We start from the raw sequence: 22,111 nt of genomic DNA on the forward strand, positions 1-22,111 counted from the left end.
AGGAAGGACGCTATGCAAACACCAAAAAATATTATCCAGAAGATTTGGGAAAAGCATGTAGTACACCAAGAAGACGGAAAACCCGATTTATTATATATCGACCTACACCTTGTTCACGAAGTAACCTCTCCTCAGGCATTCGAGGGTTTACGAATAAATGGTCGTAAAGTTCGACGCCCTGATCTTACCTTTGCGACGATGGATCATAATGTGCCAACCCGCCAACGCCTTGTCATCAATGATCCTGTTTCAAAGAAACAAATTGATACCTTACAACAAAATTGTCAGGATTTCGGGGTTTCACTTGCTGATATTCATCACCCAGATAACGGAATTGTCCATGTCATCGGCCCTGAACTTGGACTTACGCAGCCTGGAAAAACCATTGTGTGCGGTGATAGTCATACCTCTACACACGGAGCATTTGGTGCGCTCGCTTTTGGAATTGGTACAAGCGAAGTTGAACATGTACTTGCAACCCAAACCCTTTGGCAAGCACCGCCTAAAACCTTAAATGTCAAGGTCAATGGAAAGCTAGGTACGGGTGTTACAGCTAAAGACTTAATTCTTGCCATCATAGGTAAATTCGGTGTCCAATTTGGAACAGGTTATGTGATGGAATACACAGGCGAAGCCATCCGTTCGCTCTCCATGGAAGAACGAATGACAGTTTGTAACATGTCGATTGAAGCGGGTGCAAGAGCCGGTCTCATCACTCCAGATGAAACGACTTTTGAATATTTACGCGGCCGTCGTCATGTACCGCAAGGAGAAGCGTTTGAACAAGCTGTTGCTGAGTGGAAGGCTCTTGCTTCAGATGAAGGGGCAGCCTATGACTTGGTTGTTGAGATTGAAGCAGCCGAAGTTGAGCCACAAGTAACCTGGGGAACAAATCCAGGAATGTGTATTCCGATTACGGCAAATGTTCCAAATCCAGACGAAACCGAGAAACCTAGTGAAAAGGACGAAATCCAGCGTGCGCTTGAGTACATGGGCCTTGAAGCAGGTCAGCCGATCTCAAATGTGAAAATTGACCATGTTTTCATCGGTTCTTGCACGAATTCCCGTTTAAGCGACTTACGAAGTGCAGCAGAAGTAATCCGGGGCAAGAAGGTTAGCCCTTCTGTAACTGCCATCGTTGTTCCTGGTTCGTTTAGTGTCAAACTAGCAGCCGAAAAAGAAGGCTTGGATAAGGTCTTTACAGATGCAGGATTTGAGTGGCGTGAAGCCGGCTGCAGTATGTGCCTGGCCATGAACGATGACATTGTTCCACCGGGTGAACGCTGTGCCTCCACTTCAAACCGAAATTTTGAAGGCCGCCAAGGAAACGGAGCCAGAACACATCTTGTCAGCCCTGAAATGGCAGCCGCCGCCGCTATTGCAGGTCACTTCGTAGATGTTCGACATTTTGCTGCTGCACAGGAGGTTAGATAGAATATGGAACCATTAAAAATTCATCAAGGCCTTGTTTATCCATTAAACCGATCGAATATTGATACAGACCAAATTATCCCGAAGCAGTTTTTAAAGCGGATTGAACGCAGTGGTTTTGGTCAATTCCTTTTTTATCATTGGCGTTTTGATGATGAAGGAAATCTTCGACCAGATTTCTCATTAAATGATCCGAAATATAAGGACGCTTCAATTTTAGTTGCCGGTGAAAACTTTGGCTGCGGATCTTCACGTGAGCATGCTCCGTGGGCGGTTCAAGACTTTGGCTTTAAAATCGTCATCGCCCCAAGTTTTGCAGATATTTTTAAAAATAATTGTGTCAAAAATGGGATTCTCCCGATTCAAATTAGTAATGAACAAGTTCAGTCCATCATTAAAAAGGCTGAATCCGAAGAATACCAATTAACGGTTGACCTTGAAAATCAAGTAGTTTATGACAATGACGGTTTCAAGGCTTCATTCGATATTGCCCCATACCCTAAAGTCATGCTACTTAATGGCTGGGATGAGATTGGTGTCACTTTATCGTATGAGGATAAAATTGAGCAATATGAACTTGCTCGTAAATAAACATCAAAAATGAGCCTGGAATCCCAGGCTCATTTATTATTGGTTGTCATAGCTCGTTTAAAATATTTCTATTCTCAGATTCTTCGTTAAAGGTCAATACCTCTTCAACCGGCTCGTATGATTCACCGTAAAAATGATGATCTTTATAAGTGTGAATCATATCATATGTTTTTCTCATGGATTCAAAAATCATTTCTTCTGATTCTTCATTAGGCGCCCAGTAGAGGATTTCCATCCTATTAACCTCGTTTGTCGCTAATGATTTTCTCTCATAGCCGATAGAAGCGGCATGCTCAAATTTTTCACGTTTATAAAAGTGAAGCCGTTTTTCGGTATCGCTATCTTCATAGTTGACTGGTTCTACTTCAAGGATAATAGGCTTTCCTTTTCGTTTTAACTTTTCTAAAAGTTTATGGCCAAGTCCCTCGCCTCGTGCATTTTTTGAAACAAATAGATAATCAATAAACACAAAATTGTCTAATTCCGCATACATCAAAACATGATTTGGCCCCTCGTCTTTATGATAGATGTTTGAACGTTCTTTCAGTAAGGTTTCCATGTGAGCCCTTGATTTCATTTCTTCAACAGGAAAATACTGATTCAACTTTTCATACCAATGCATGGTAATACTCCTTTATATGCTACTTATTTTTTCATTAAAACTCAGGCAATTGGTCAAGATTATTTTCTTTGATGCCATCTGGTTCACTGCGGATAATGTCTCGACCATATTTATGGAATACATCCACATGAGCAATCATTCCAGCTTTTGCTTCATTTAATGCAGTAATATAATCTAACTCCCGGCCCGTGCTTGTTTTAAACGCAATAATGTCTCCATCATCGTTTTTCCTAACCGATACGAACTCCTCTTTGCCATCAGGATTACTCTGCCCTGCTTCCAGCTGAGCTTGCTGCTGGCTGGCCTGCTTGTACTCATCATAAATTCTTTCAAAATCTTTCTGTTCCAAATCTTCCACCTCCGAACATTTGTTAGTATTTTTCTTTTTAAATAAATTATCCTTGCTTAATGGACAAAAAAGGACCAAATACCTTGGCCCTTTAGAAAATGCTTTATAATTGTTAAAATGCTCTTTACTCAGCTGTTCAGAATTTAAACTTTTGAGGAAACTGTTTGATGATTCCATCCGATAAGACATCCGCAATTTTCATAAGGTGGATTTCCCCTTCATCAAACGCACGGACATCTCCGTTCCAATCCTTTTTAAGTCTTGCTGTGACACTATCTGTAACCATTTTTAAATGCGCATGCAGCAACTGCCTCAACGTATTCTTATCCCAATTTGGATTGGCACCGCTAAGGAACGCGGCCATATCATCCGCATTTTTGAACCAAGCCGTATTATATTTTTTCAAATCTGCCTGGTTATTGGCTTTGGCAGCTTCGAGGACCTTTCCGTCAAGCAGAATATGTTCTCGTAACAATTTGGCAAGCTTATTACCTGCAGCTTCCCCATAAAAAGGCTTAATCGCATTCCCAATTTCGTCCTGATTTCTCAAAAGTCTTGCAAGGATCACTTGCTTGTCAGGAAGATTTGCTTCAGCGCTAACAATATAACGACTCGTCCAAATCAAATGCTCCATCCAAAGTCTTCTTAAGTTAAACTTAAACTGGTGGGCAGATTCACTCATGGTTTGTTTCTGATTCGGCGGTGGCGGCGGGGCGGCCTGAACACTAATCGCAGGTAAAATTAAGACCATAGATAAGAGCAATACGGTAAATTTCTTGGTTAACTTTTTCAAATGAGAAATCTCCTTTTTTGTTAAGTTTTTTCAAAAGGATTTTTCCCCAAAAATGAAAATTTTATTTATCTCCAATAAATGTCATAATAAGTTTAATAAGATTGTCCTTTGGAGGGAAATAATTGCTTTATTTAGAAAAGAACCATGACCCAAGAAGGAACGCCGCAATTCTTGCTGAAATTAACAACCAATTTGACTTAACAAAGGCAATTCAAGAAACCGAGCAATATTTTAATCCAACCCGATTGCGTGAAACCTCTCATCGTGGAAAGAATGTAAAGCATTCTACAGGATCTCTTTCGCAAAAACTAGCTGGAATATTTTTTCGCCTTTTATCCACCAAGTCAACTACTGTTTCTCGAGGAAAGGTTATAGTAGATAAGGCTGAAGGCGTTATACCCGATTGGAAAGATCTGTTGGACAATGAGTTCGTTCATCTAGAAAATAATATAAAGAAAGTAGTTAATGTAGTGGATTATGGGGCTGTTGGCGATGGAAAAACGGATAACACCCTTGCATTTAAAAAAGCGATTGGCAACGGAAACGTGAAGGTCATTGTACCGGCTGGCGTCTTTATCACAAAGGGAATCCAACTCCCTTCCTTTACTCTGCTAGTCGGGGCAGGCAAAGGTGTGACGACCATTAAACTTCATGATACAGCCAAAAAAGGCACAAGGCTGATTACAAACGCTGATCATTGGAAGGGTAATCACCATCTTTTCGTTGGGGCACTTAGTTTGGACTGGAATGTGGAAAGGCTTGGCAATGTGGCTAAAACAAGCACTTGGGGGAACCACTCAAGCTGTTTAACGTATGCAAATGTTACCTATGGCTGGGTTAAGGACATTGAAGCGATGAATCCAGGCCTGCATTGCTTTGATATTTCATCGACTTTGTACAATTATGCTGGCGACGGTTTTCGAGCCCGCGGCGGAAGCAAGTATGTCTGGCTCGATAACTTAAACGGCTATGGCTTCGGTGATGATGGTATCACCACTCATCATAGTGAGTATATTTTCATCTCACGCTGCCACATGTGTGATCCGAGCGGCCGGGCCCACAAAAAGGATTTTTCCAACTCCAACGGGATTGAAGTCGATGATGGTTCGAGAAATGTCGTATTAGTTAATAATTCTTCATCTAGATGTTTTGGCGGGGTAGAAATTAAAGCTCACGAAAATTCGTCAGCAGCTTCCAATGTCCATATTGTCGGACATATTTCCGTCAATGATAATCGCTCGTTTAATTTCCGGCATATTGGACATCACAAAAGTTCTGATGCTGAATCAAAAACGGCCTATAATATTTGTGCAGCGAATCTCGTAGCGATCGCGCCAATTTTTACTGAGTTATATAAAGGCTCAACACCGCGTGGGATGGTGATCTCCGCTTATAAAAATGTCGTGATTAACCATTTTACTTTGATTGGTGATCCAACTTATGACTACAAAGGCCACCCAGTTATTGCTGTCCAGTATCGGGCCAGAAATGTCCTATTAAAGCATATTAAGGTCAAGAATTTTAAACATGCCGGAAGCGATATTAAAGTATTCGGTGGTGAAAATCGTGCGGATTCTATCCAAATTTGTAATGTGGCGAGCCAAGATTCTGCACCTAAAGTAATTGAGATTGGACCAGATATCGAAGATGTTACAATTGAAAATCCACAAAGCGTCCACAACTATTTGTGACGCTTTTCTCCTTTTTCAATCGTCATTTCATCGACCAGTTTTTCGGCTGCCTTGCGATATAAATTACTCATATGAACAAGGGAAGAAATCATTAATACTTGCTCAAGATCCTGCGATTTTCCTTGATTGGCCTCTATTATTTCTTTTTCAACTTCCTTTCCCCTTTCCTCAATGTCTACTTTGAAATCATCAACATTTTTGCGGGTTAAATTCAGATAACTGGTATAAAAAGAATCAAGTTCAATTTCCTCATTGATAATTTTTTGATTGATTCCAGCAAGGGTTGCTTTAATATCATTGATTGATAGTGCCCCTTTTAGTTGGTATATCAAACTCATCAAAATGAGATGTTCTTTTGAATATTTCTTATTATGGATTGGAAAAATGAGTTTTCCTTTCGCGTAGTTGTTGATCATCGTTTTGGTAAGGACCTTGTCGTATGCATTTCGCTTTGTCCCCGAGAATTTATTTTCAAATAACTGGATTACCTGATCCATATATAAATCGATCTGTGGTATTTCCTCTAAGGTTAAACTTGCTTCTAGGCCGAGCTGTTCAATAATTTGATTGAAATTCTTCAATTTAAAAACCCCGTTCATTTGCTTTATATTTTTTATTATACCTAAACGAATATACATTGACTAGATGAGAGTATATAAGTATTATTATAAGTAGTTATTAAAACTACATGTTGTAACAGGAGGCATTACAAATGAACAATTACATTCGCGAACCTATTAATGGACTGACTCATTTAGCGGGTGCCATATTAGCCTTTGCCGGGCTCCTTGCGATGGTTATTAAAGCGGCTGCAACTACCAGTTCACCGACTGCCATTACTGCGGTCATTATTTTCGGCGTTAGTATGATTCTGCTTTACTCGGCATCAGCCACTTATCACATGGTAATTGCGCGCGATAAAGTCATAGCCTTTTTACGCCGGCTCGATCATTCGATGATTTTCATTTTAATTGCTGGTACGTATACTCCTTTTTGTTTTATTAGCCTGAACGGAAAAATAGGGGCAATTCTATTTTCTATTATTGCAGGTATTGCCATAAGCGGGGTTGTTTTTAAAATGGTCTGGTTTAATTGCCCGCGCTGGATTTCTACCTCTTTGTATTTAGCGATGGGCTGGATGATTGTGTTTGTATTCTCGCCGCTTATGGGAAGCTTAAACCCCAATGGTTTATTTTTGCTCATCCTCGGGGGAATTTTTTATACGATTGGCGGAGTAATCTACGGTGCGAAACCTAAATTCTTGGAGTCAAAATACATGGGCTTCCATGAAATTTTTCATATTTTCATTTTGCTTGGAAGTCTATCACACTTTTTAAGCGTGTTCCTATACGTTATTTAAATATTTGAGACTTCAAAACGCCCTCGACGGATGGCGTTTTTTGTTTTTGAAATAAACTTTTTAAATGTGGCACAAAATAACTTTAATAATGCACCACACACAGATAGAGGTGTTCTTAGTTGGTAAGATTAATTTTTCAAATAGTTGTGATTGGACTTTGTTCAATACTTTTTGGATTTGCCTTTAACACGTTTCTTATTCCCCATAAACTGACCTCAGGCGGCGTGACAGGCATCGCTTTTTTTATTCACCATTTTTTAAATATCAATACTGGCTGGATTATTTTGCTTATCAATATCCCGCTATTTTTCTTAGGATTAAAATACTTAGGAAAAAAGTTTATTTTGCTAACAGGCTTTGCAGTTTTTGTTTTATCATTCAGTATGAAGTTCATACCTATTCATGCTATTAGCAATGATATTCTTCTTTCCTGCATTATTGGGGGAGCACTTTATGGAATAGCCGTTGGTCTGATTATTCGGATTGGGGGTTCAACTGGTGGTACGGATATTGTTAGTCTTACGCTTGCGAAGAAAAAGAACTTGCAGGTGGGCTTTTTAAATATTTGTATGAACCTTTTAGTCGTGGGGATTTCTGGATTGATTTTTGGATGGGGTATCACACTTTATACGATTATTGCTATTTATGTGTCAGGCCGGGCAGTTGATATGGTTTACACCAATCAAAATAAATTAACGGTAACGATTGTGACGGATAAATATGAAGAATTGACGGATGCACTCATCCAATTGCATGCCCGTGGCGTGACGGTAACGGACGCAGAAGGAGCGTACACCCACAAGCCCAAGAAGGTGCTGACCACAGTGATTACCAAATACGAATTAAATGAGACTAAACATGCGATTAGAAAGGTGGATGCGAAGGCGTTCGTAAATATCATGCAAACGATGGAAGTAATGGGGCGTTTTCGGAGGGATTGATGGGGTGGGATGGGATGATGCCCTTTTAGGTAATTTTTTGGTTGCAGGGATAATCTCCTTGTTATGGTTACTGTTGGGATGTTTTTTAACCTTTTTCGGGCATCATTGGGGGCCTTTGGGTACGGCGACTCGTTTTTTTAACCTTCTCGGGCATCATTGGGGGCCTTTGGGTACCGGTGACTCGTTTTTTTAACCTTCTCGGGCATCATACCTGGCCCTTGGTTACTGCTGAGCCAATTTTCTAGCCTCGACAGCATCAGAAAATCGAGTCCCTTTCTCTTTCTTCAATCCCCCTCAGCTAATCTTCCAAGTTCCTCCATTAATACTCTAGCGTGATTATAGACCGGGTCCTTCGCTCCATATAGGAGCGTGACTGGGCATCGGGCTGCCATTTCAAAGATTTGCCGGATATATTCCTGCTTTTGTCCATCTGTGCGAAGTTCCTCAAGGTATCTGTTTCGGAATTCTTCAAAAAGCTCAGGCTTATGACAAAACCATTTCCGTAACTCGCTGCTTGGAGCCAAATCTTTAAACCAATTCGACAGCTTTGCCGTATCTTTAGAAATCCCCCTCGGCCAAAGTCGGTCAATCAAAATCCTAAATCCATCCATTTCCTCAACAGGCTCATAGACCCTTTTCATCAAGATCTTATCCATACTTCACCTCCAATTAGTGTAAGGCACCCATAAACCAAATGTACGCTTCGTATGGACAAACTTCGTAGTTTGTCCACGAATGGTGTCAGGCACCAATATTAATACACCATTATCAAACCACCAATATTAATCTTCGTCCTTTACGTCGATGCTTTCTGGGATGGGTTCGTTTAGGATTTCTTCGATTAGTTGTTTGTATTTTTCCATTTGTTTTAGGTGGGTGTTGAATTGTTCTTTGTAGATCAGGTATCCTTCCCCATCAAAGAGGGCGCGGATTTTCTTTTGCTGAATGAGGCTTTTGACGGTTGCCTCTGGAACTGATAAATATTCTGCCGTCTCTTTTATTGTAAGGTACAATTTGATTACTCCTCTTTAAGAAATTTGATTTGGTTAATTACCCTTCCGGCTCTTCCCTTTGTTGTTTCCGCTTGTGATAAAGAATTAAGAATGGCTTCCTCTGTTGCTTCTGCCGCGGCAGTAAAAAGCTGATTCATGATTGGATGGTCTTCACGAAGTTGGCTGCGAGTTTCAATCCTCTCCTCCGAATAGTGAGCCATTTTGTGCGCCGTCGAAAAAGCAATGACAATATCACCGCTGCCATGACTAAAATGACTGCCAGTTCGACCAAGGCCAATGCCGCAGCGTTTCGCTAACCGCTGTAATTGCCGGTCACTTAACGGGGCATCGGTGGCCAGAACGATGATAATCGAACCATCCGATGTCTCAGAAAAGCCTTCCACCTCTGAATAACGAAACGCTCGTAGTTCTTCCTTTTTCCCAAAATTGCTAAGAACTAAACATCCGACCGTATAGTCTTCAACGATTCGGGAGGACGAGCCTATCCCGCCTTTATAACCAAAGCAAACCATGCCTTTTCCTGCTCCAACCGCCCCTTCTACAGCCTGATGGTCTGATGCATTCTTAATTGCTTCAACTGCATGCTCTGGTTTTACAGGAAATAGACGAATTGAATTCAAATAACTATCATTACATTCCCCAACGACTACATTAATCGTGCCAGTCGTTTCGCCAATTTCCTGGTTCTCATCGAGCATGTATTGCAGCACTCCCTGTGTGACAGCTGAAACCGCGAAGGTATTTGTTAACATAATCGGCGATTCAAGCACACCTAATTCATTCAACTGCACAAGACCCGTTGTTTTTCCAAATCCGTTAATCACATAGCTCGCCGCAATTACTTTTTCTTTAAACAAATTGCCTTTATGAGGAAGAATCGCTGTTACTCCTGTACAGGCATACTCCTCTCCTGACTCGTCAAGCGGATAGTCCAGTGTGACATGGCCAACCAACACATCTGCCACATCGGTTAGACAGTTTTTCCTTCCCGTTGGCAGGGTTCCGACAATGATACCTTTTTCTCTAATCTTCATCGAATAATCCCTGGCCGATGGTCGAGAAAGTTTTGATAAGCAAAGCCGCGAACAACATCTTCACTGTAGTATTTTAATAGCTCATTAATAAGATTCTGGCTTTTCGAGGAATCCTCTAAGCTAGTAATAAAAGTTGAAATCCCATCAAAATCCGAGCCGAATCCGATTTGATTGACACCGCCCAATGAGCAAAAATGATCAATATGTCTCACAAGGTCTGAAATTGTTACTTCACCTGATTCCTTAACAAAAGGGGGATAAAAAACAACATGAATCAAGCCGCCCTTGACAAACATCGCCTTCGCCTGTTCATCTGTTAAATTGCGCAAATGGTTGCAAAGTGCTCGTGCATTCGAGTGGCTTGCTATCGGATACTTGGCTAATTCAATGACTTCCCAAATGCCCTTGTCACTCAAATGGGAAACATCAGTCAGGATTTGATGCTCATTATTAAACTCGACAATCTCTTTTCCGAGCACTGTCAGCCCCGCGCCGCGCGGTTCTCCGGCACCATCTGCAGCGAGATTTGCTTGGTTCCATGTTAAACCAACCGACCGAACCCCGAGTTGATAAAGAATATGGAGTTTCGCTAAATCGTTGCCAATCGGATCTACGCCTTCAAGCGTTAACATCGCGCCAATTTGACCAATTTTCAAGCGATCAAAATCAGACCATTCTTTGATATGGACCATGTCCGGATTTTTCCCGAGTACTTCCTTGTAAAAATAATCAATTTGCTCGAGAGCCACTTGAAATTTCTGATCACCCTTGATTTCAGGTTCAATAAATATCGCGAAGCATTGAACTTTGATTTGTCCTTGCTGTAATCGTGTTTTATTTGTATGTAATTCCGGAGCATCCGCGAACCGTAGTTTCCCTTGCGTTTCTTGAAGTTTCATCAGGGCATCACAATGCAGGTCAATGATATTCATTCAGCATACACTCCTTTTTATTAGGCTGTGTTAAACTGGTCTGTTGATTTCCGTTCCAGGCACTTTGCTTTCCGCGGGCGTGCCGGGGAGCCTCCTCGTCGCTTTGCTCCTGCGGGGTCTCCCCTGCCCCGTACTCCCGCAGGAGTCTTCGCCTTCCTCTCCAATCAACAGAGTGCCAATATCAACATAACCTTTAACACAGCCATTTATTAAAAATTTTATCACAACAAAAGGGGCTAGGTTGGTAAATACCTAGCCCGACAAAAATTTAATATAATAGTTAGTTTGATTCTGCCATCTTTTTAATGCTAGGCAGTTTTTTTCCTCTCCTACAATTATGGACCAAAATGAAAAAAAACTCACCGACTGGCGAGCCTGAAACTAATTTTAATATTTTCTTAGAAATACGGCCTCCTTCTCCATCAATTGATTGCGAATGCATTCATGACAAAAAGAGAGGATTTTTTCTATCTCCTGCGTTGTATTTGCCAGGACCCTGAGGGCAAACCCTGGCACAGCCAGCATCGTGAGGCCAATTCGCGCTTCTAAAACCGATTCAAAATAGTTATGGAGTTCTTCTAAAAAAAGCTGGTTTACCCGATCATCAATAACAATCATCGACCCAAAATGGGTATATCCCTCCATCAAACCAATCCCCTTGATATCCCTATCTGGTTGAAGTTTTACATGATCAAATACTATTAATCTCTCATCTCGGTATACTTCCATTTTGGCTTGCAATAAACCATATTGAAATAATGTGCCATCTGGGGCCCAGCCTGGAGTAAATATTTCTGAACAAATAAGAGAGGACCCGCTCTCCATTCGAACTACAGTCCGTTGTTTATAGCATCCATACTGGTAAGCGATAACGGGATCGGGCAGATATTCAAAAACACTGCCTCTTTTTAAATGGATCGTCATCTCTTGAACAGCCGGCTGGACTTGAGTTTTATAGATTTTGGTGGATGACTGCGTCGTGATAATCGCATGGGCTTCTTCTTCCAAACAAATATTAATTTTATAGGAGTCCCCCTCCACATAACCGCCGCCAGGATTCATAATATAAAAACAGGCTTCACCGCTATTTGTTAGGTAAACGGGTCTAGTAATTTTAAAAGCACCCTCAGTATAGGAATCTTTTAAAATTGTTTTCTTCCCCTTTCGCGAAGCGGTTAGTCGCAAGTATCCTGTCCAGTTTTCCACCTACCCTAACCCTACCAGTAATGCATTTGATTTGAGCCAATCAATAACCGCGTTCACTCCGACATCCTCTTTTAAGTTCGTAAAAATATAGGGTTTCTTGCCTCTGGCCGCCTTTGTATCTGCTTCCATGACTTCCAGGCTTGCTCCAACATATGGGGCTAAATCAATCTTGTTGATAATAAACAGGTCCGATTTAATCATCCCTTGACCGCCTTTACGTGGAATTTTTTCCCCTTGGGCGACATCGATAATATAAATAGAAAAGTCCACAAGTTCAGGACTAAAGGTAGCAGCTAAGTTATCGCCGCCGCTCTCGACAAAAATCAGCGCGAGGTCCGGATGTTTCTCTTTTAATTCATCAATCGCAGCAAAATTCATGGATGCATCTTCCCGAATCGCTGTATGGGGGCATCCTCCGGTCTCCACACCAATAATTCGTTCCTCTGGGAGCACACTGTTTTTAATTAAAAACTGTGCATCTTCCTTTGTGTAGATGTCATTGGTTACAACTGCCATTTTATATTCTTGATGGAGGTACCTCGTTAATCGCTCTACTAGCAGCGTCTTCCCTGCTCCAACTGGTCCACCCACACCTATACGAATTGGTTCCATCGTCTCTCCTTCTTTCATGGTTATTTAGGACATAAACAATCGGGTATGTAGTCTTTCGTGGCGCATTTGTGCAATTTCAAGGCCAGGAGCGACAACTCCAAAATCATCAACATCGATACGGTCAATTTCTTCTGTTGTTTTCAATAAAAAAGGCTGCAGTTCTAATAGAATACGCTGACCAGCCGTCTGCCCAAGCGGTATTCCGCGCACGCCATTCTGAATAAGAGTCACCATACTTGAATAAAGGAAAGTCAAGATCCCCTGGCTTTTCTCAATACCTAAGTAGTGACAGATGATCGAAAAAGCAATTCCAGGGTGGCCAAACGCCTCCTTGGCTCGGATTTTCTTAAGATACACTTCTAATAATGGAATGGAATATAAATCAATCCCCATTCGAATCAATCGTTCCCCTATCCGCCGGTTTGCCTCCCGTGTTTCTTTGGGGATATTCTGTATGAACAGTTTCTGATCAAGCAACCAGAGCTCTTCCATATCATTTTGAAGTAAGGTTTCATACGTTATGCGGCAGGCAAGTCCATCCGTATAGGCCAATTGTTTTTCTAAGTAAATGCGAATCCATGCAAAAAAGGTCTCCTTACTATAGACGGTTTCTTCCTGGATATACGTCTCCAATCCAAATGAATGGGAAAATGCGCCTGAAGGAAAATTCGAATCGCCAATTTGCAGTAAAGCCAAAAGTTGATTATCCATGCGAGTGTCCGATATGGCGGAAAGCCTTTTTAACCTTTCTCTCTTCTCTTGAGTACGGAACACCCAATTGGTCGAGCAGTTCCTGAACGAGATAATCATATTGGACGAGCATAACCTCACCTTCAAATTGCGCTGGTAAATGGCGGTTGCCCAACTGATGAGCAATTTCCCCCATTTGCTTTAAACTTGTCGGCTGAATCACAATCAAGTCGTCGCTGGTGACACTGATGACAATCATATTTCGGTCATCCATGAATAATATATCGCCATCAATCAAGTCTTTTGGTTCCTTTAAACGAATCCCAACCTCTTTTCCATGGTCCGTTGTCACCCGCTGAATTCGCTTCACTAAGTCATCACTCGCCAGATATACTCTTTCGATATGGCGTCCAGTCGTTGAGATTTCCTCCACATTGCCAATTACTTTTTCAATAATCATTCTCTCACTCCTAAAATAAGAAATAGCGCTGGGCCATCGGCAATACGTCTGCTGGCTCACAGGTCACAAGGTTACCATCGACGATGACTTCATAGGTTTGTGGATCGACTTCAATGGTTGGCATTTCCGCATTGTGCTTCATATCCTTTTTTGATAGCTGGCGGATTCCCTGTACCGGTTTGATTTGTTTTTTTAGTCCCAACTTTTCAGGCACCCCAAGTTCAATCGCTGCTTTTGACATGAAAGTAACTGATGTGGTGTACTTGGCTTTACCGAAAGAAGCAAACATGGGCCGATACAGAACAGGCTGCGGCGTAGGAATGGAGGCATTGGGATCTCCCATCAAACTATGCGCAATCATGCCGCCTTTGATAACGATCTCTGGTTTAACGCCAAAAAATGCCGGATCCCAAATGACGAGATCTGCCAATTTCCCCACCTCCACCGACCCCACTTCCTCTGCAATCCCGTGTGTTATCGCTGGATTAATTGTATATTTGGCAATGTATCGCTTAGCACGGAAGTTGTCGCAGGCTCCTTTGTCTTCCGGTAGCTTGCCGCGCTGCTTCCGCATTTTATCAGCTGTTTGCCAGGTACGAGTGATCACTTCGCCTACTCGGCCCATCGCCTGGGAATCGGAACTAATCATGCTGAATACGCCTAAATCGTGGAGAATGTCTTCTGCTGCAATCGTTTCTTTTCTGATGCGCGAATCAGCAAAAGCAATATCTTCAGGCACCTCGGGGTCTAAGTGATGACAAACCATTAGCATATCTAAATGCTCATCTAAGGTATTTTTGGTGTAGGGTCGTGTTGGATTGGTGGATGACGGAAGGATATACGGGAAACTCGCGACCTTAATAATATCAGGAGCATGACCGCCGCCTGCCCCTTCCGTATGGTATGTATGGATGACCCGGCCATTAATTGCTGCCAGAGTATCCTCGACAAACCCGCCTTCATTTAAGGTATCGGTATGAATGGCAACTTGTATATCATACTGGTCCGCGACTCTGAGGCAGTGGTCAATAGCTGAGGCGGTCGTCCCCCAATCTTCATGCAATTTAAGACCAATCACACCCGCATTGATCTGTTCAATTAACGGATCCTCAGCAGACGAATTACCCTTCCCTAAGAATCCCAGGTTCATAGGGAACTCTTCCGCCGCCTCCAGCATCCGGTGAATATTCCATTCACCCGGCGTACAAGTGGTTGCATTTGTTCCTGTTGCAGGACCCGTGCCGCCGCCAATCATGGTGGTTATCCCTGATGACAGAGCTGTTTCGATTTGCTGGGGACTAATAAAATGAATATGGGCATCAATCCCTCCTGCGGTTACAATCATTCCTTCACCTGCAATGACTTCTGTGGAAGCGCCGATGATGAGATCTACGCCTTCCATTAAGAGAGGATTGCCACTTTTTCCAATTCCAGTGATTCTTCCATCACGAATTCCAATATCAGCTTTATAGATCCCGCTATAATCCAAAATAACGGCATTGGTAATGACGGTATCCAGTGCTCCTTGTGTTCGTGTCACAAGCGGGTGCTGCCCCATCCCATCACGGATTACTTTTCCACCTCCAAATTTCACTTCATCCCCATAAACGGTAAAATCCTTTTCTATTTCGATAAATAAATCAGTGTCCGCAAGCCGGATGGCGTCGCCTGCTGTAGGACCAAACATGTCTGCATATTGTTTTCTCGACATTCGAAAGCTCATAACGGGTTCTTCCTTCCTTGGTCCAATGGGCCATCCGTTTTATTATTCAGGCCATAAACTTCACGCTGACCAGCGAAGGGGACGAGATCTATTTCTTTCGCATCGCCAGGTTCAAAGCGGACAGCCGTGCCAGCAGGGATATTTAGATGTTTGCCAAATGCTTGGTCTCGGTCAAACTTGAGCGCACTATTTACTTCATAAAAATGAAAATGGGAGCCGATTTGAATCGGCCGGTCGCCCTGATTGAGGACCATGACCGTAACAGCTGTTCTCCCTTTGTTACAGATAATCGGCTCTTGTCTTAATCGATATTCTCCTGGAATCATTTCTTCTCCTCCCCAACCAAACCACTCTAAATCTAGCGAATCGGTTCATGTACAGTGACAAGCTTGGTTCCATCTGGAAACGTTGCCTCTACCTGAATATCGTGAATCATCTCCGCGATTCCATCCATCACATCCTCACTTGATAATATGTTTGCCCCCTCACTCATCAGTTCTGCCACCGATTTTCCATCTCTAGCCCCTTCGATAATTTCGTAGGTGATCAGGGCAACCGCCTCAGGATAGTTTAATTTTAAGCCTCGGTCTTTGCGGCGCCTTGCCAGGTCTGCAGCAACAACAATCATTAATTTTTCCTGTTCACGCTGAGTTAATTTCATCGCTTTCCTCCCCCAGTAAATCATAAAGTGTGCAGGCAATAATCTTCGCAGCATCAATCAAATCTTCGATGCGGATATGTTCATCGGCCCGGTGCCCGTTGGCCTCTTCTAACACTTTAGGTCCAACACCAAACATGATCGTTGGGATCCCTTTTTCATAAAAATGACGGGCATCTGCATAAATCGGTACTCCGTTAATGGCTAATTCACCCTTGCCCTTCATAATGGACTGCCAATTCGAAGACAGAGCTGAAATCAGTGGGGAATCTTCCGGAACAGGTCCGAAACTTTCCGCATGGAGAATTTTCCGAATCTCAATTTTTATTCCCGGGACCGTCTTTACAGCTTCTTCCACCACACCTCTAAATTCCGCTTCCGCTTGTGCGCCGTCTTCGCCAGGAATCAATCTCCGGTCGACTCTAATCGTACATTCATCAGGGACAACATTCGTGTTAATGCCTCCCGAAATGAGACCAACAACTAAGGTAGGATGGTCAATACCGGGTACAGTAGATTTTTTCGCAGCGAGAGTCTTTCGGTATTCATATAAACGCTTCAAAATCTCAGTCGTCGCCTCAAGCGCATCAATTCCTGTATGAGGCAAAGCAGCATGGGCAGACTTTCCAACTATTTTTACTTCAAAATGCAAACAGCCATTGTGGGCATTCACCGCTGAATAGGTAAAGCCCGCGGCGATCGCTTGGTCTGGTTTAATATCCCCTTGGTCAAGCAGCCTTTTCGGACCTAATTCGCCGCCCGTCTCTTCATCAAAAGTAAAGGCAAGGTTGACTTCCCCGTGCAGCTGCTGACTGATTTTTGCCTGTTTCAAGGCCAAAACAGCATAGGAATAGGCCGCAATATCTGATTTGGAGACAGCCACACCCCGGCCATACATCTTACCGTTAATAATCTCCCCTCCATAGGGGTCAACACTCCAGCCCAACCCTGGCGGCACAACATCACCATGTGCATTTAAGGCTATATTTGTTCCCTCTCCATTTCCAAACTTCGTGCGGCTGAGAACATTGGCCAGACTGATCATTCCAGCCGCCTTCACTGCCTCTTCCTCCACATCTATAAGGGAAACATCCTCAAATCCGAGTTCTTGAAGCTGATGATATAAAAAGGCCGCAATTGGATAACAGTCGCCTGCAGGATTATCCGAAGGAACTTGCACGATCTTTTGTAGAAAATCAATCATTTCTACTTGGTGTTCCTCCACCCATTGGACTAACCGTTCCTTATCCTGATTCATCAAATTCCTCCCCTCTACTAAAGACAAACACCAAACTTCCCTTTACTCACCCCTAATTGGTCATCATAAATGACTTTCCCTCGTAAAATTGTTTTCTTCACTTTGAGTAAAAACTCCTTATCCTCATAGGGTGAATAAGCATTTCTAAAGGCCAATGACTGTTTATCAACAATCGTTGATTCATCCAAACGGATCAACACTAAGTCCGCATCGGAGCCGGGCCGAATCCTCCCTTTTCGTTCAGCAATTCCAAACCTCTCTGCCACATTCGACGTCCCTAATGGCAAAATTTGTTTGAGGCTGATTTTCCGTTTAAGGGCTTCATCAAGCAGTGAAAGCCATGTAAATTGAACGCCCTGAATTCCTCCCCACGCATCCCAAATGGAATCCGTTGCTTTCATCGAATAAAGACATGGCGAATGATCGGACCCTATTGTGTCAATCCACCCTCTTTCAAGGCATTCCCAAAGTCCCTCTACTTCTTCACGCGGTCTTAATGGCGGCGCACATTTAAGGATGGCACCACTTTTTAGAAAATCCTCCTCATCAAAAATTAAATAATGCGGGCAGGTTTCAACGGTGACGTCTATTCCGCTTCTTTTGGCCTGCTCGATCAGTCCGATTACTTTCGCCGAACTAATATGCACAAAATGAAGGGCGGTTCCATATTTGGCAGCAAGTTCTAGCGCATAATTAACGGCTTTTTCTTCCGCTGATACCGGTCTGCTCGCGAGAAAGGCCCTTCGTTCATTCATTCCCACTCTTTGTTTATAAAAATCTGTCAACTTATGAATCTCCTCATTCCATTCTGCATGGAGGGCGAGGATTTTGTTATGTTCTTTTGCTGCTTGCATGGCTTGTTTCAACCCATCCGGAGATATGAATGGGAAATCTTCAATCCCGCTCTCACTCATAAATGCCTTCCAAGCAATAATCCCCGCACTCATTTGAGAGAGCTCTTTTCGGTCAGTGATGTTCGTTTCTGTTAATCCCCCCCACAGTGCATAATCAACATATGACTTAGAAGTTAAGTAGTCCTTTTTATCTTGTAAATTCTTACTATTAATGATGGAGGGGGCACAATTTAACGGCATATCAAAAATCGTCGTAGTACCACCGATTGCTGCAGCATGGCTGCCTGTCTCGATCCCTTCCCAATCCGTTCTTCCCGGATCATTGAAATGGACATGGGCATCAATAAAACCAGGAACAACTAGACAGCCGCCTGCATCGATCACCGTATCCGCTTCCTCTTTCAATGGTTCTGCTTCACTTTTTACAAAAGAATCAATCTGCCCATTAACCACTCGAATGTTTACCTCTCGAAAGCCCTCCTCGATAAAAACAAGCCCATTCTTCACCCAAATTTCTCTCATCTTAGGCCCCCTTAACTCCCTCGATACGTACTGTAGCCGCCAGGTGATATCAGCAATGGAACATGATAGTGGGATTCGGGATCAGAAATGCCAAAGCGAACGGGAACGCAATCTAGGAATGAAGGGTCTCCGAGTAAGGTACCGCGACTACGGAAATAATCTTCCACATGAAAACGAAGTTCATAGATTCCTCTTTTCATATTTTTCCCTTCGAGGAGAGGTTGGTTAACCCGCCCATCCTCATTTGTGTTGCATGTCAAAATGAATTGAAATCGGTTATTTGAATCAACTTGCCATAACTCCACTACCACTCCATTTGCTGGCTTACCAATACTTAAATCCAGAACGTGAGTAGTTAACTTTCCTGTCATTTCGGTAGATCCCCTGGATTTTCTAAATCATCACGTGTCATTGAGAAACATTGAAACCCGTATGGAGGACGAGGTTCGGTAAATACCTTTCCATCTTGTGAGGCTGGAATTTCATCTAAAACGGTTTCCCACGTCCGATTGTTGGATTCAAAGCGAACCTCAACTAACTGTGGAAAACGCTCTAATACACGAAAGCCAATGCGATAGATAAGATTTTGTATGGAGGGAGAATTTTCTTCATGAAAAACCGTATAAGCAATATCCCTTACCTGCTCAGCGGCGACATATCCATTTGCTTTAGTGCCCTTCGCTTCTTCAAAATCGTTATACCGCCACCCAATATTCAAAAAGATAAACAGCGGTCGATCAAAGGATTCTGGAAGTGTTGTATATTCATCTTGCACAAATCCATAAAAGGAACTGCCGCGTACCTTTAAAAGCTTAAGACCCTTTAAACTGCTGAGATGGTCAGTTGTGATAATTCCTTCTCCAGAGCGTTTCACTTCCACTTGCGCCAAAGACTGCTCATTTAATGAATAGCGGAATACTAATGGACTCGGCTCAAAACTATCCTTCGTCGGCACTGGAAGTTCGTCAAATGGGATTTGTTCACTTGAAATATCGACTGCACTCATATGTGAATACGTTTCAAGGAAACGACGGGCGACAAATTCTAGGAACCCTTCTTGGGTGGAACCTTTATAATCGCCAGCATGTTTTAGAATAAAATTTTTCATCGAATCAGTTGCGACCACTAATGAATTATCGCCATCTTTAAATGATGATAAGAAAGCATCACCCTCAACTGCCACCTTCACGTTCATTCCAAACAAAATATTGCTTCGGCCCGTAAAGGCTGATTCAGGAATCGGACGGACGGCTGTAAGCGGGGCTGCGTAAGTACGATAAACCCAAACATCTGCTTTTCCATAACGCATCGTTCTTTGCATAGCATCATCCCCTTTATTCAATAAGATCAGTTAAGCGGAAACCAACAATTTTATAGACCTCGTTTAAGGCTGTCAGGAATTCTTGCTCATAGGCATTAGCAACACGTACTTTCATTGCTGCAAGGATGGTATCCTTGTTTTGGCCCTTTACCGCCATGATAAACGGAAAGCCAAATTGTTCGACATACCTTTGATTTAGTGACATAAACTCCTTATATTCGTCCTTAGTTAACCGGTCTAGCCCGACGCCTGCTTGCTCCTTTTGTGAAACCTCTGAAATGATCAATTTAGTCCCGAGATCCGGATGGGCCCGTAGCAGTGCCAATTGCACAGCTTCTTCTGCATTTTTTACAACCGTCACCATTCTTTGTAAAAGTTCCTCACGAGAATTGCAGGGCAGACTTTCCCATGCCACCCTTGCCACCCATGGAGAGTGCTCAAACACCCATCCTACTACACTCACAAACTCTTCTTTGTTCATTTGATTTACGTCGTCGATTGAAAGCCGCGGCTTGTTATTCACTACTCATGCCCACCCCCTTCAGAATTTCATAGTCCTGACAGACTGCGATGACCCCGTTATCTTTCAAAGGTAATCGCCTTTTGCTTCCTCTTACTCCGTTGCTTTTGTATTAGTTCAGCAACGATACTGACAGCAATCTCCTCCGCCCCCTCTGCTCCAATAGAAAGACCGGCAGGACTGTTAATTTCCTGAGGGATTGTCAGTCCCTCAAGAAGACGTTGTGTTCTTATCCTTGGTCCAAGAACGCCTAAATACATTAAGTCCTTCCCTTTTAAATGATCCAATATCTCCTGATCCTTTTGAAATTGATGCGTAAGGACCAAGACTGAATCAGAACGAGTCAAATGAAGCAGTGGAATCGTCTCATGAGGATTTCCAACTAGCCATCCATCCGCATCTGGAAAGTAATCTACATTACACAAAGCAGAACGCCAATCGGAAACAATTACTGAAAATCCTGTCTGCGAGGCCACTTTTACCAATGGCACGGCATCAGCGCCAGCACCAAAAACAACTAGTCGAGGTTTCGGTTCAAACGAATGAATATAAACATTTGATGATAGTTCCGCAAAATATCTGATCCCGCTTTTCGGAAAGTTTTGATGAATTTCGTTTAATAGACTTTTAGCCTCATTTAGTACCCTTCCATGCCATTTTCCAAAATAATGTTGATCATCTGACAAAAATAAATAGTCAGAAACCGAATTTTCCTCGGTCATTTTTTTCATCATCGTGACTCGATGGCCATTGTCCAAATGGAACTTTAGCTTATAAAGGTGGTCACGTAGAAAGGCATCGACAGGTTCAAGAAGCACATGGATGACCCCGTTACAGCCTGCACCCTGGCCCCACGATAAATCGTCCTCCTCCCGCATATCATAAATGACAGATTTTACTTTCCCTTCATCCCTTGCTTCTTGAGCGCGATAGGATAAGTCTGTTTCTAAACAGCCAGCACTTAACATACCAACCTTTGTCCCGTCACTTCGTAACAACATGGATGTACCTTCTTTACGATAGGCGGATCCTTTTACATGAATGATGGTTGCTAAACAATCGCCTTCATGATAAGAATCAGAAAATAAGGCGTTTAAGATTTCATGAATCCCTTCCATCTTGGCCCCCTATTCTTTCCTAGTTTCTAACACTATATATATTGATAGACCTCCCAAAATACACCCATGTTCTTTTTCAATTTTCTACTGACCAGGTAGTTTTATGTAGATTGACGAACATAAAGAACAAAGTCTATGTCATCTTTTTTCACCATAATATCCAAAAGGGGATCTAGTATCTACACTGATGTTATAAAATCTCACATGGAAATTTTATGGTTTGTGCACCATATTATTTAAAAATCATGTCAGAAATCCTTTCAACAATGGAGCATTTGTGAGCACCATAGTGAATAATGTATGTTAAGTAAATTCACTCATTTCACAGTTATCATTTTAGTACTCGCAACTTCCTCCTAATCTGCTGGTAATGCATCACATGTGGAAGTAATTTAATAGACCAATTGAAAAA

General features: G+C 42.5%; 27 protein-coding genes. 5 read left to right on the forward strand and 22 right to left on the reverse strand.

Annotated elements, in window-relative coordinates:
• Nucleotides 1-12 precede the first annotated feature (12 nt).
• Together leuC and leuD are read left to right on the forward strand one after the other, a co-directional pair.
• Nucleotides 13-1,434 (forward strand): 3-isopropylmalate dehydratase large subunit, encoded by a 1,422-nt coding sequence (gene leuC, locus ACE198_RS16090; RefSeq protein ID WP_375376227.1) that lies wholly within the window; start codon nucleotides 13-15, stop codon nucleotides 1,432-1,434.
• A 3-nt stretch (nucleotides 1,435-1,437) separates the two neighbouring features.
• Nucleotides 1,438-2,022, forward strand: a complete 585-nt coding sequence (gene leuD, locus ACE198_RS16095; protein WP_375376228.1) for a 3-isopropylmalate dehydratase small subunit — start codon at nucleotides 1,438-1,440, stop codon at nucleotides 2,020-2,022.
• A gap of 46 nt (nucleotides 2,023-2,068) precedes the next feature.
• Here leuD and ACE198_RS16100 read toward each other — a convergent pair whose 3' ends face one another.
• From ACE198_RS16100 to ACE198_RS16110, 3 genes are all read right to left on the reverse strand, one after another.
• On the reverse strand, nucleotides 2,069-2,644 hold the full coding sequence (locus tag ACE198_RS16100) for a GNAT family N-acetyltransferase (protein ID WP_098575790.1): 576 nt from the start codon (nucleotides 2,642-2,644) through the stop codon (nucleotides 2,069-2,071).
• A gap of 34 nt (nucleotides 2,645-2,678) precedes the next feature.
• A complete protein-coding gene (locus ACE198_RS16105) occupies nucleotides 2,679-2,993 on the reverse strand; it encodes a DUF3892 domain-containing protein (RefSeq protein WP_098575791.1) in 315 nt (104 codons plus the stop codon).
• Nucleotides 2,994-3,129: 136 nt separating this feature from the next.
• Nucleotides 3,130-3,786: a glycosyltransferase gene (locus tag ACE198_RS16110; RefSeq protein ID WP_375376229.1), complete on the reverse strand. Its 657-nt coding sequence runs from the start codon at nucleotides 3,784-3,786 to the stop codon at nucleotides 3,130-3,132.
• A gap of 122 nt (nucleotides 3,787-3,908) precedes the next feature.
• On the opposite strand from ACE198_RS16110, the gene ACE198_RS16115 reads away from it, so the two are divergent.
• Nucleotides 3,909-5,477, forward strand: coding sequence for a glycosyl hydrolase family 28-related protein (locus tag ACE198_RS16115; protein WP_375376230.1), 1,569 nt, complete (start codon nucleotides 3,909-3,911; stop codon nucleotides 5,475-5,477).
• Here ACE198_RS16115 and ACE198_RS16120 read toward each other — a convergent pair.
• Nucleotides 5,468-6,058, reverse strand: a complete 591-nt coding sequence (locus ACE198_RS16120; RefSeq protein WP_375376231.1) for a DUF1836 domain-containing protein — start codon at nucleotides 6,056-6,058, stop codon at nucleotides 5,468-5,470. The two genes, ACE198_RS16115 and ACE198_RS16120, sit on opposite strands and share 10 nt — an antisense overlap.
• 131 nt (nucleotides 6,059-6,189) lie before the next feature.
• Between ACE198_RS16120 and trhA the strand changes: the two genes are divergently transcribed.
• Nucleotides 6,190-6,837: a PAQR family membrane homeostasis protein TrhA gene (trhA, locus tag ACE198_RS16125; protein WP_098575795.1), complete on the forward strand. Its 648-nt coding sequence runs from the start codon at nucleotides 6,190-6,192 to the stop codon at nucleotides 6,835-6,837.
• A gap of 119 nt (nucleotides 6,838-6,956) precedes the next feature.
• Entirely contained in the window at nucleotides 6,957-7,778 is an 822-nt protein-coding gene (locus tag ACE198_RS16130) for a YitT family protein (protein ID WP_251459346.1), read from the forward strand.
• Nucleotides 7,779-8,062: 284 nt separating this feature from the next.
• Here the strand turns inward: ACE198_RS16130 and ACE198_RS16135 are convergent, their stop codons facing one another.
• The 18 genes from ACE198_RS16135 to ACE198_RS16220 all read right to left on the reverse strand — a co-directional run bounded on the left by ACE198_RS16135 (nucleotide 8,063) and on the right by ACE198_RS16220 (nucleotide 21,699).
• Nucleotides 8,063-8,434 carry a DUF488 domain-containing protein gene (locus ACE198_RS16135; RefSeq protein WP_375376232.1) on the reverse strand — a complete coding sequence of 124 codons (372 nt, stop codon included), beginning with the start codon at nucleotides 8,432-8,434 and terminating at the stop codon, nucleotides 8,063-8,065.
• Nucleotides 8,435-8,560: 126 nt separating this feature from the next.
• Complete coding sequence (locus ACE198_RS16140; protein ID WP_098575798.1) at nucleotides 8,561-8,791, reverse strand: excisionase family DNA-binding protein; 231 nt, start codon at nucleotides 8,789-8,791, stop codon at nucleotides 8,561-8,563.
• 5 nt (nucleotides 8,792-8,796) lie between these two features.
• Entirely contained in the window at nucleotides 8,797-9,825 is a 1,029-nt protein-coding gene (locus ACE198_RS16145; RefSeq protein ID WP_375376233.1) for a DmpA family aminopeptidase, read from the reverse strand.
• Entirely contained in the window at nucleotides 9,822-10,757 is a 936-nt protein-coding gene (locus tag ACE198_RS16150; protein WP_375376234.1) for a dipeptidase, read from the reverse strand. Before ACE198_RS16150 ends, ACE198_RS16145 begins: the two co-directional genes overlap by 4 nt.
• A 20-nt stretch (nucleotides 10,758-10,777) precedes the next feature.
• A complete protein-coding gene (locus tag ACE198_RS16155; RefSeq protein ID WP_375376235.1) occupies nucleotides 10,778-10,921 on the reverse strand; it encodes a hypothetical protein in 144 nt (47 codons plus the stop codon).
• Between the two features lie 223 nt (nucleotides 10,922-11,144).
• Nucleotides 11,145-11,963: an urease accessory protein UreD gene (locus tag ACE198_RS16160; RefSeq protein WP_098575801.1), complete on the reverse strand. Its 819-nt coding sequence runs from the start codon at nucleotides 11,961-11,963 to the stop codon at nucleotides 11,145-11,147.
• Nucleotides 11,964-12,575 (reverse strand): urease accessory protein UreG, encoded by a 612-nt coding sequence (gene ureG, locus ACE198_RS16165; protein WP_098575802.1) that lies wholly within the window; start codon nucleotides 12,573-12,575, stop codon nucleotides 11,964-11,966.
• Between the two features lie 24 nt (nucleotides 12,576-12,599).
• Nucleotides 12,600-13,286 carry an urease accessory protein UreF gene (locus ACE198_RS16170; protein ID WP_098575803.1) on the reverse strand — a complete coding sequence of 229 codons (687 nt, stop codon included), beginning with the start codon at nucleotides 13,284-13,286 and terminating at the stop codon, nucleotides 12,600-12,602.
• On the reverse strand, nucleotides 13,279-13,725 hold the full coding sequence (ureE, locus tag ACE198_RS16175; RefSeq protein WP_098575804.1) for an urease accessory protein UreE: 447 nt from the start codon (nucleotides 13,723-13,725) through the stop codon (nucleotides 13,279-13,281). Before ureE ends, ACE198_RS16170 begins: the two co-directional genes overlap by 8 nt.
• A gap of 10 nt (nucleotides 13,726-13,735) precedes the next feature.
• On the reverse strand, nucleotides 13,736-15,448 hold the full coding sequence (gene ureC, locus ACE198_RS16180; RefSeq protein WP_251459352.1) for an urease subunit alpha: 1,713 nt from the start codon (nucleotides 15,446-15,448) through the stop codon (nucleotides 13,736-13,738).
• Nucleotides 15,445-15,774, reverse strand: a complete 330-nt coding sequence (locus ACE198_RS16185; RefSeq protein ID WP_251459356.1) for an urease subunit beta — start codon at nucleotides 15,772-15,774, stop codon at nucleotides 15,445-15,447. The genes ureC and ACE198_RS16185 overlap by 4 nt, the downstream gene beginning before the upstream one ends.
• A 32-nt stretch (nucleotides 15,775-15,806) precedes the next feature.
• A complete protein-coding gene (locus tag ACE198_RS16190) occupies nucleotides 15,807-16,109 on the reverse strand; it encodes an urease subunit gamma (RefSeq protein WP_251459358.1) in 303 nt (100 codons plus the stop codon).
• The gene (locus ACE198_RS16195; RefSeq protein WP_251459360.1) at nucleotides 16,090-17,364 is read right to left on the reverse strand and encodes an ArgE/DapE family deacylase; all 1,275 of its coding nucleotides are present in this window, start codon (nucleotides 17,362-17,364) and stop codon (nucleotides 16,090-16,092) included. The genes ACE198_RS16190 and ACE198_RS16195 overlap by 20 nt, the downstream gene beginning before the upstream one ends.
• Before the next feature lie 17 nt (nucleotides 17,365-17,381).
• On the reverse strand, nucleotides 17,382-18,740 hold the full coding sequence (gene allB / locus ACE198_RS16200; protein WP_375376236.1) for an allantoinase AllB: 1,359 nt from the start codon (nucleotides 18,738-18,740) through the stop codon (nucleotides 17,382-17,384).
• An 11-nt stretch (nucleotides 18,741-18,751) separates the two neighbouring features.
• Nucleotides 18,752-19,111, reverse strand: coding sequence for a hydroxyisourate hydrolase (uraH, locus tag ACE198_RS16205; protein ID WP_375376237.1), 360 nt, complete (start codon nucleotides 19,109-19,111; stop codon nucleotides 18,752-18,754).
• On the reverse strand, nucleotides 19,108-20,061 hold the full coding sequence (gene pucL, locus ACE198_RS16210; protein ID WP_375376238.1) for a factor-independent urate hydroxylase: 954 nt from the start codon (nucleotides 20,059-20,061) through the stop codon (nucleotides 19,108-19,110). Before pucL ends, uraH begins: the two co-directional genes overlap by 4 nt.
• 13 nt (nucleotides 20,062-20,074) lie before the next feature.
• Nucleotides 20,075-20,584: a 2-oxo-4-hydroxy-4-carboxy-5-ureidoimidazoline decarboxylase gene (gene uraD / locus ACE198_RS16215; RefSeq protein ID WP_375376239.1), complete on the reverse strand. Its 510-nt coding sequence runs from the start codon at nucleotides 20,582-20,584 to the stop codon at nucleotides 20,075-20,077.
• Nucleotides 20,585-20,640: 56 nt separating this feature from the next.
• Entirely contained in the window at nucleotides 20,641-21,699 is a 1,059-nt protein-coding gene (locus ACE198_RS16220; protein WP_375376240.1) for an XdhC family protein, read from the reverse strand.
• Between the last annotated feature and the right edge of the window lie 412 nt (nucleotides 21,700-22,111).

Source organism: Neobacillus sp. KR4-4 (genome assembly GCF_042136325.1).
GTDB lineage: Bacteria > Bacillota > Bacilli > Bacillales > Cytobacillaceae > Neobacillus.

Bases quoted from the DNA above. Each gene is read 5' to 3' on its own strand.
- ACE198_RS16150 (WP_375376234.1), bottom strand. From the start codon at position 10,757: ATGAATATCATTGACCTGCATTGTGATGCCCTGATGAAACTTCAAGAA.
- ACE198_RS16195 (WP_251459360.1), bottom strand. From the start codon at position 17,364: ATGAATCAGGATAAGGAACGGTTAGTCCAATGGGTGGAGGAACACCAA.
- ACE198_RS16170 (WP_098575803.1), bottom strand. From the start codon at position 13,286: ATGGATAATCAACTTTTGGCTTTACTGCAAATTGGCGATTCGAATTTT.
- ureC (WP_251459352.1), bottom strand. From the start codon at position 15,448: ATGAGCTTTCGAATGTCGAGAAAACAATATGCAGACATGTTTGGTCCT.
- pucL (WP_375376238.1), bottom strand. From the start codon at position 20,061: ATGCAAAGAACGATGCGTTATGGAAAAGCAGATGTTTGGGTTTATCGT.
- leuD (WP_375376228.1), top strand. From the start codon at position 1,438: ATGGAACCATTAAAAATTCATCAAGGCCTTGTTTATCCATTAAACCGA.
- ureG (WP_098575802.1), bottom strand. From the start codon at position 12,575: ATGGAACCAATTCGTATAGGTGTGGGTGGACCAGTTGGAGCAGGGAAG.
- ACE198_RS16220 (WP_375376240.1), bottom strand. From the start codon at position 21,699: ATGGAAGGGATTCATGAAATCTTAAACGCCTTATTTTCTGATTCTTAT.
- trhA (WP_098575795.1), top strand. From the start codon at position 6,190: ATGAACAATTACATTCGCGAACCTATTAATGGACTGACTCATTTAGCG.
- ACE198_RS16100 (WP_098575790.1), bottom strand. From the start codon at position 2,644: ATGCATTGGTATGAAAAGTTGAATCAGTATTTTCCTGTTGAAGAAATG.
- ureE (WP_098575804.1), bottom strand. From the start codon at position 13,725: ATGATTATTGAAAAAGTAATTGGCAATGTGGAGGAAATCTCAACGACT.
- allB (WP_375376236.1), bottom strand. From the start codon at position 18,740: ATGAGAGAAATTTGGGTGAAGAATGGGCTTGTTTTTATCGAGGAGGGC.
- uraH (WP_375376237.1), bottom strand. From the start codon at position 19,111: ATGACAGGAAAGTTAACTACTCACGTTCTGGATTTAAGTATTGGTAAG.
- ACE198_RS16190 (WP_251459358.1), bottom strand. From the start codon at position 16,109: ATGAAATTAACTCAGCGTGAACAGGAAAAATTAATGATTGTTGTTGCT.
- ACE198_RS16145 (WP_375376233.1), bottom strand. From the start codon at position 9,825: ATGAAGATTAGAGAAAAAGGTATCATTGTCGGAACCCTGCCAACGGGA.
- ACE198_RS16135 (WP_375376232.1), bottom strand. From the start codon at position 8,434: ATGGATAAGATCTTGATGAAAAGGGTCTATGAGCCTGTTGAGGAAATG.
- leuC (WP_375376227.1), top strand. From the start codon at position 13: ATGCAAACACCAAAAAATATTATCCAGAAGATTTGGGAAAAGCATGTA.
- ACE198_RS16185 (WP_251459356.1), bottom strand. From the start codon at position 15,774: ATGATTCCAGGAGAATATCGATTAAGACAAGAGCCGATTATCTGTAAC.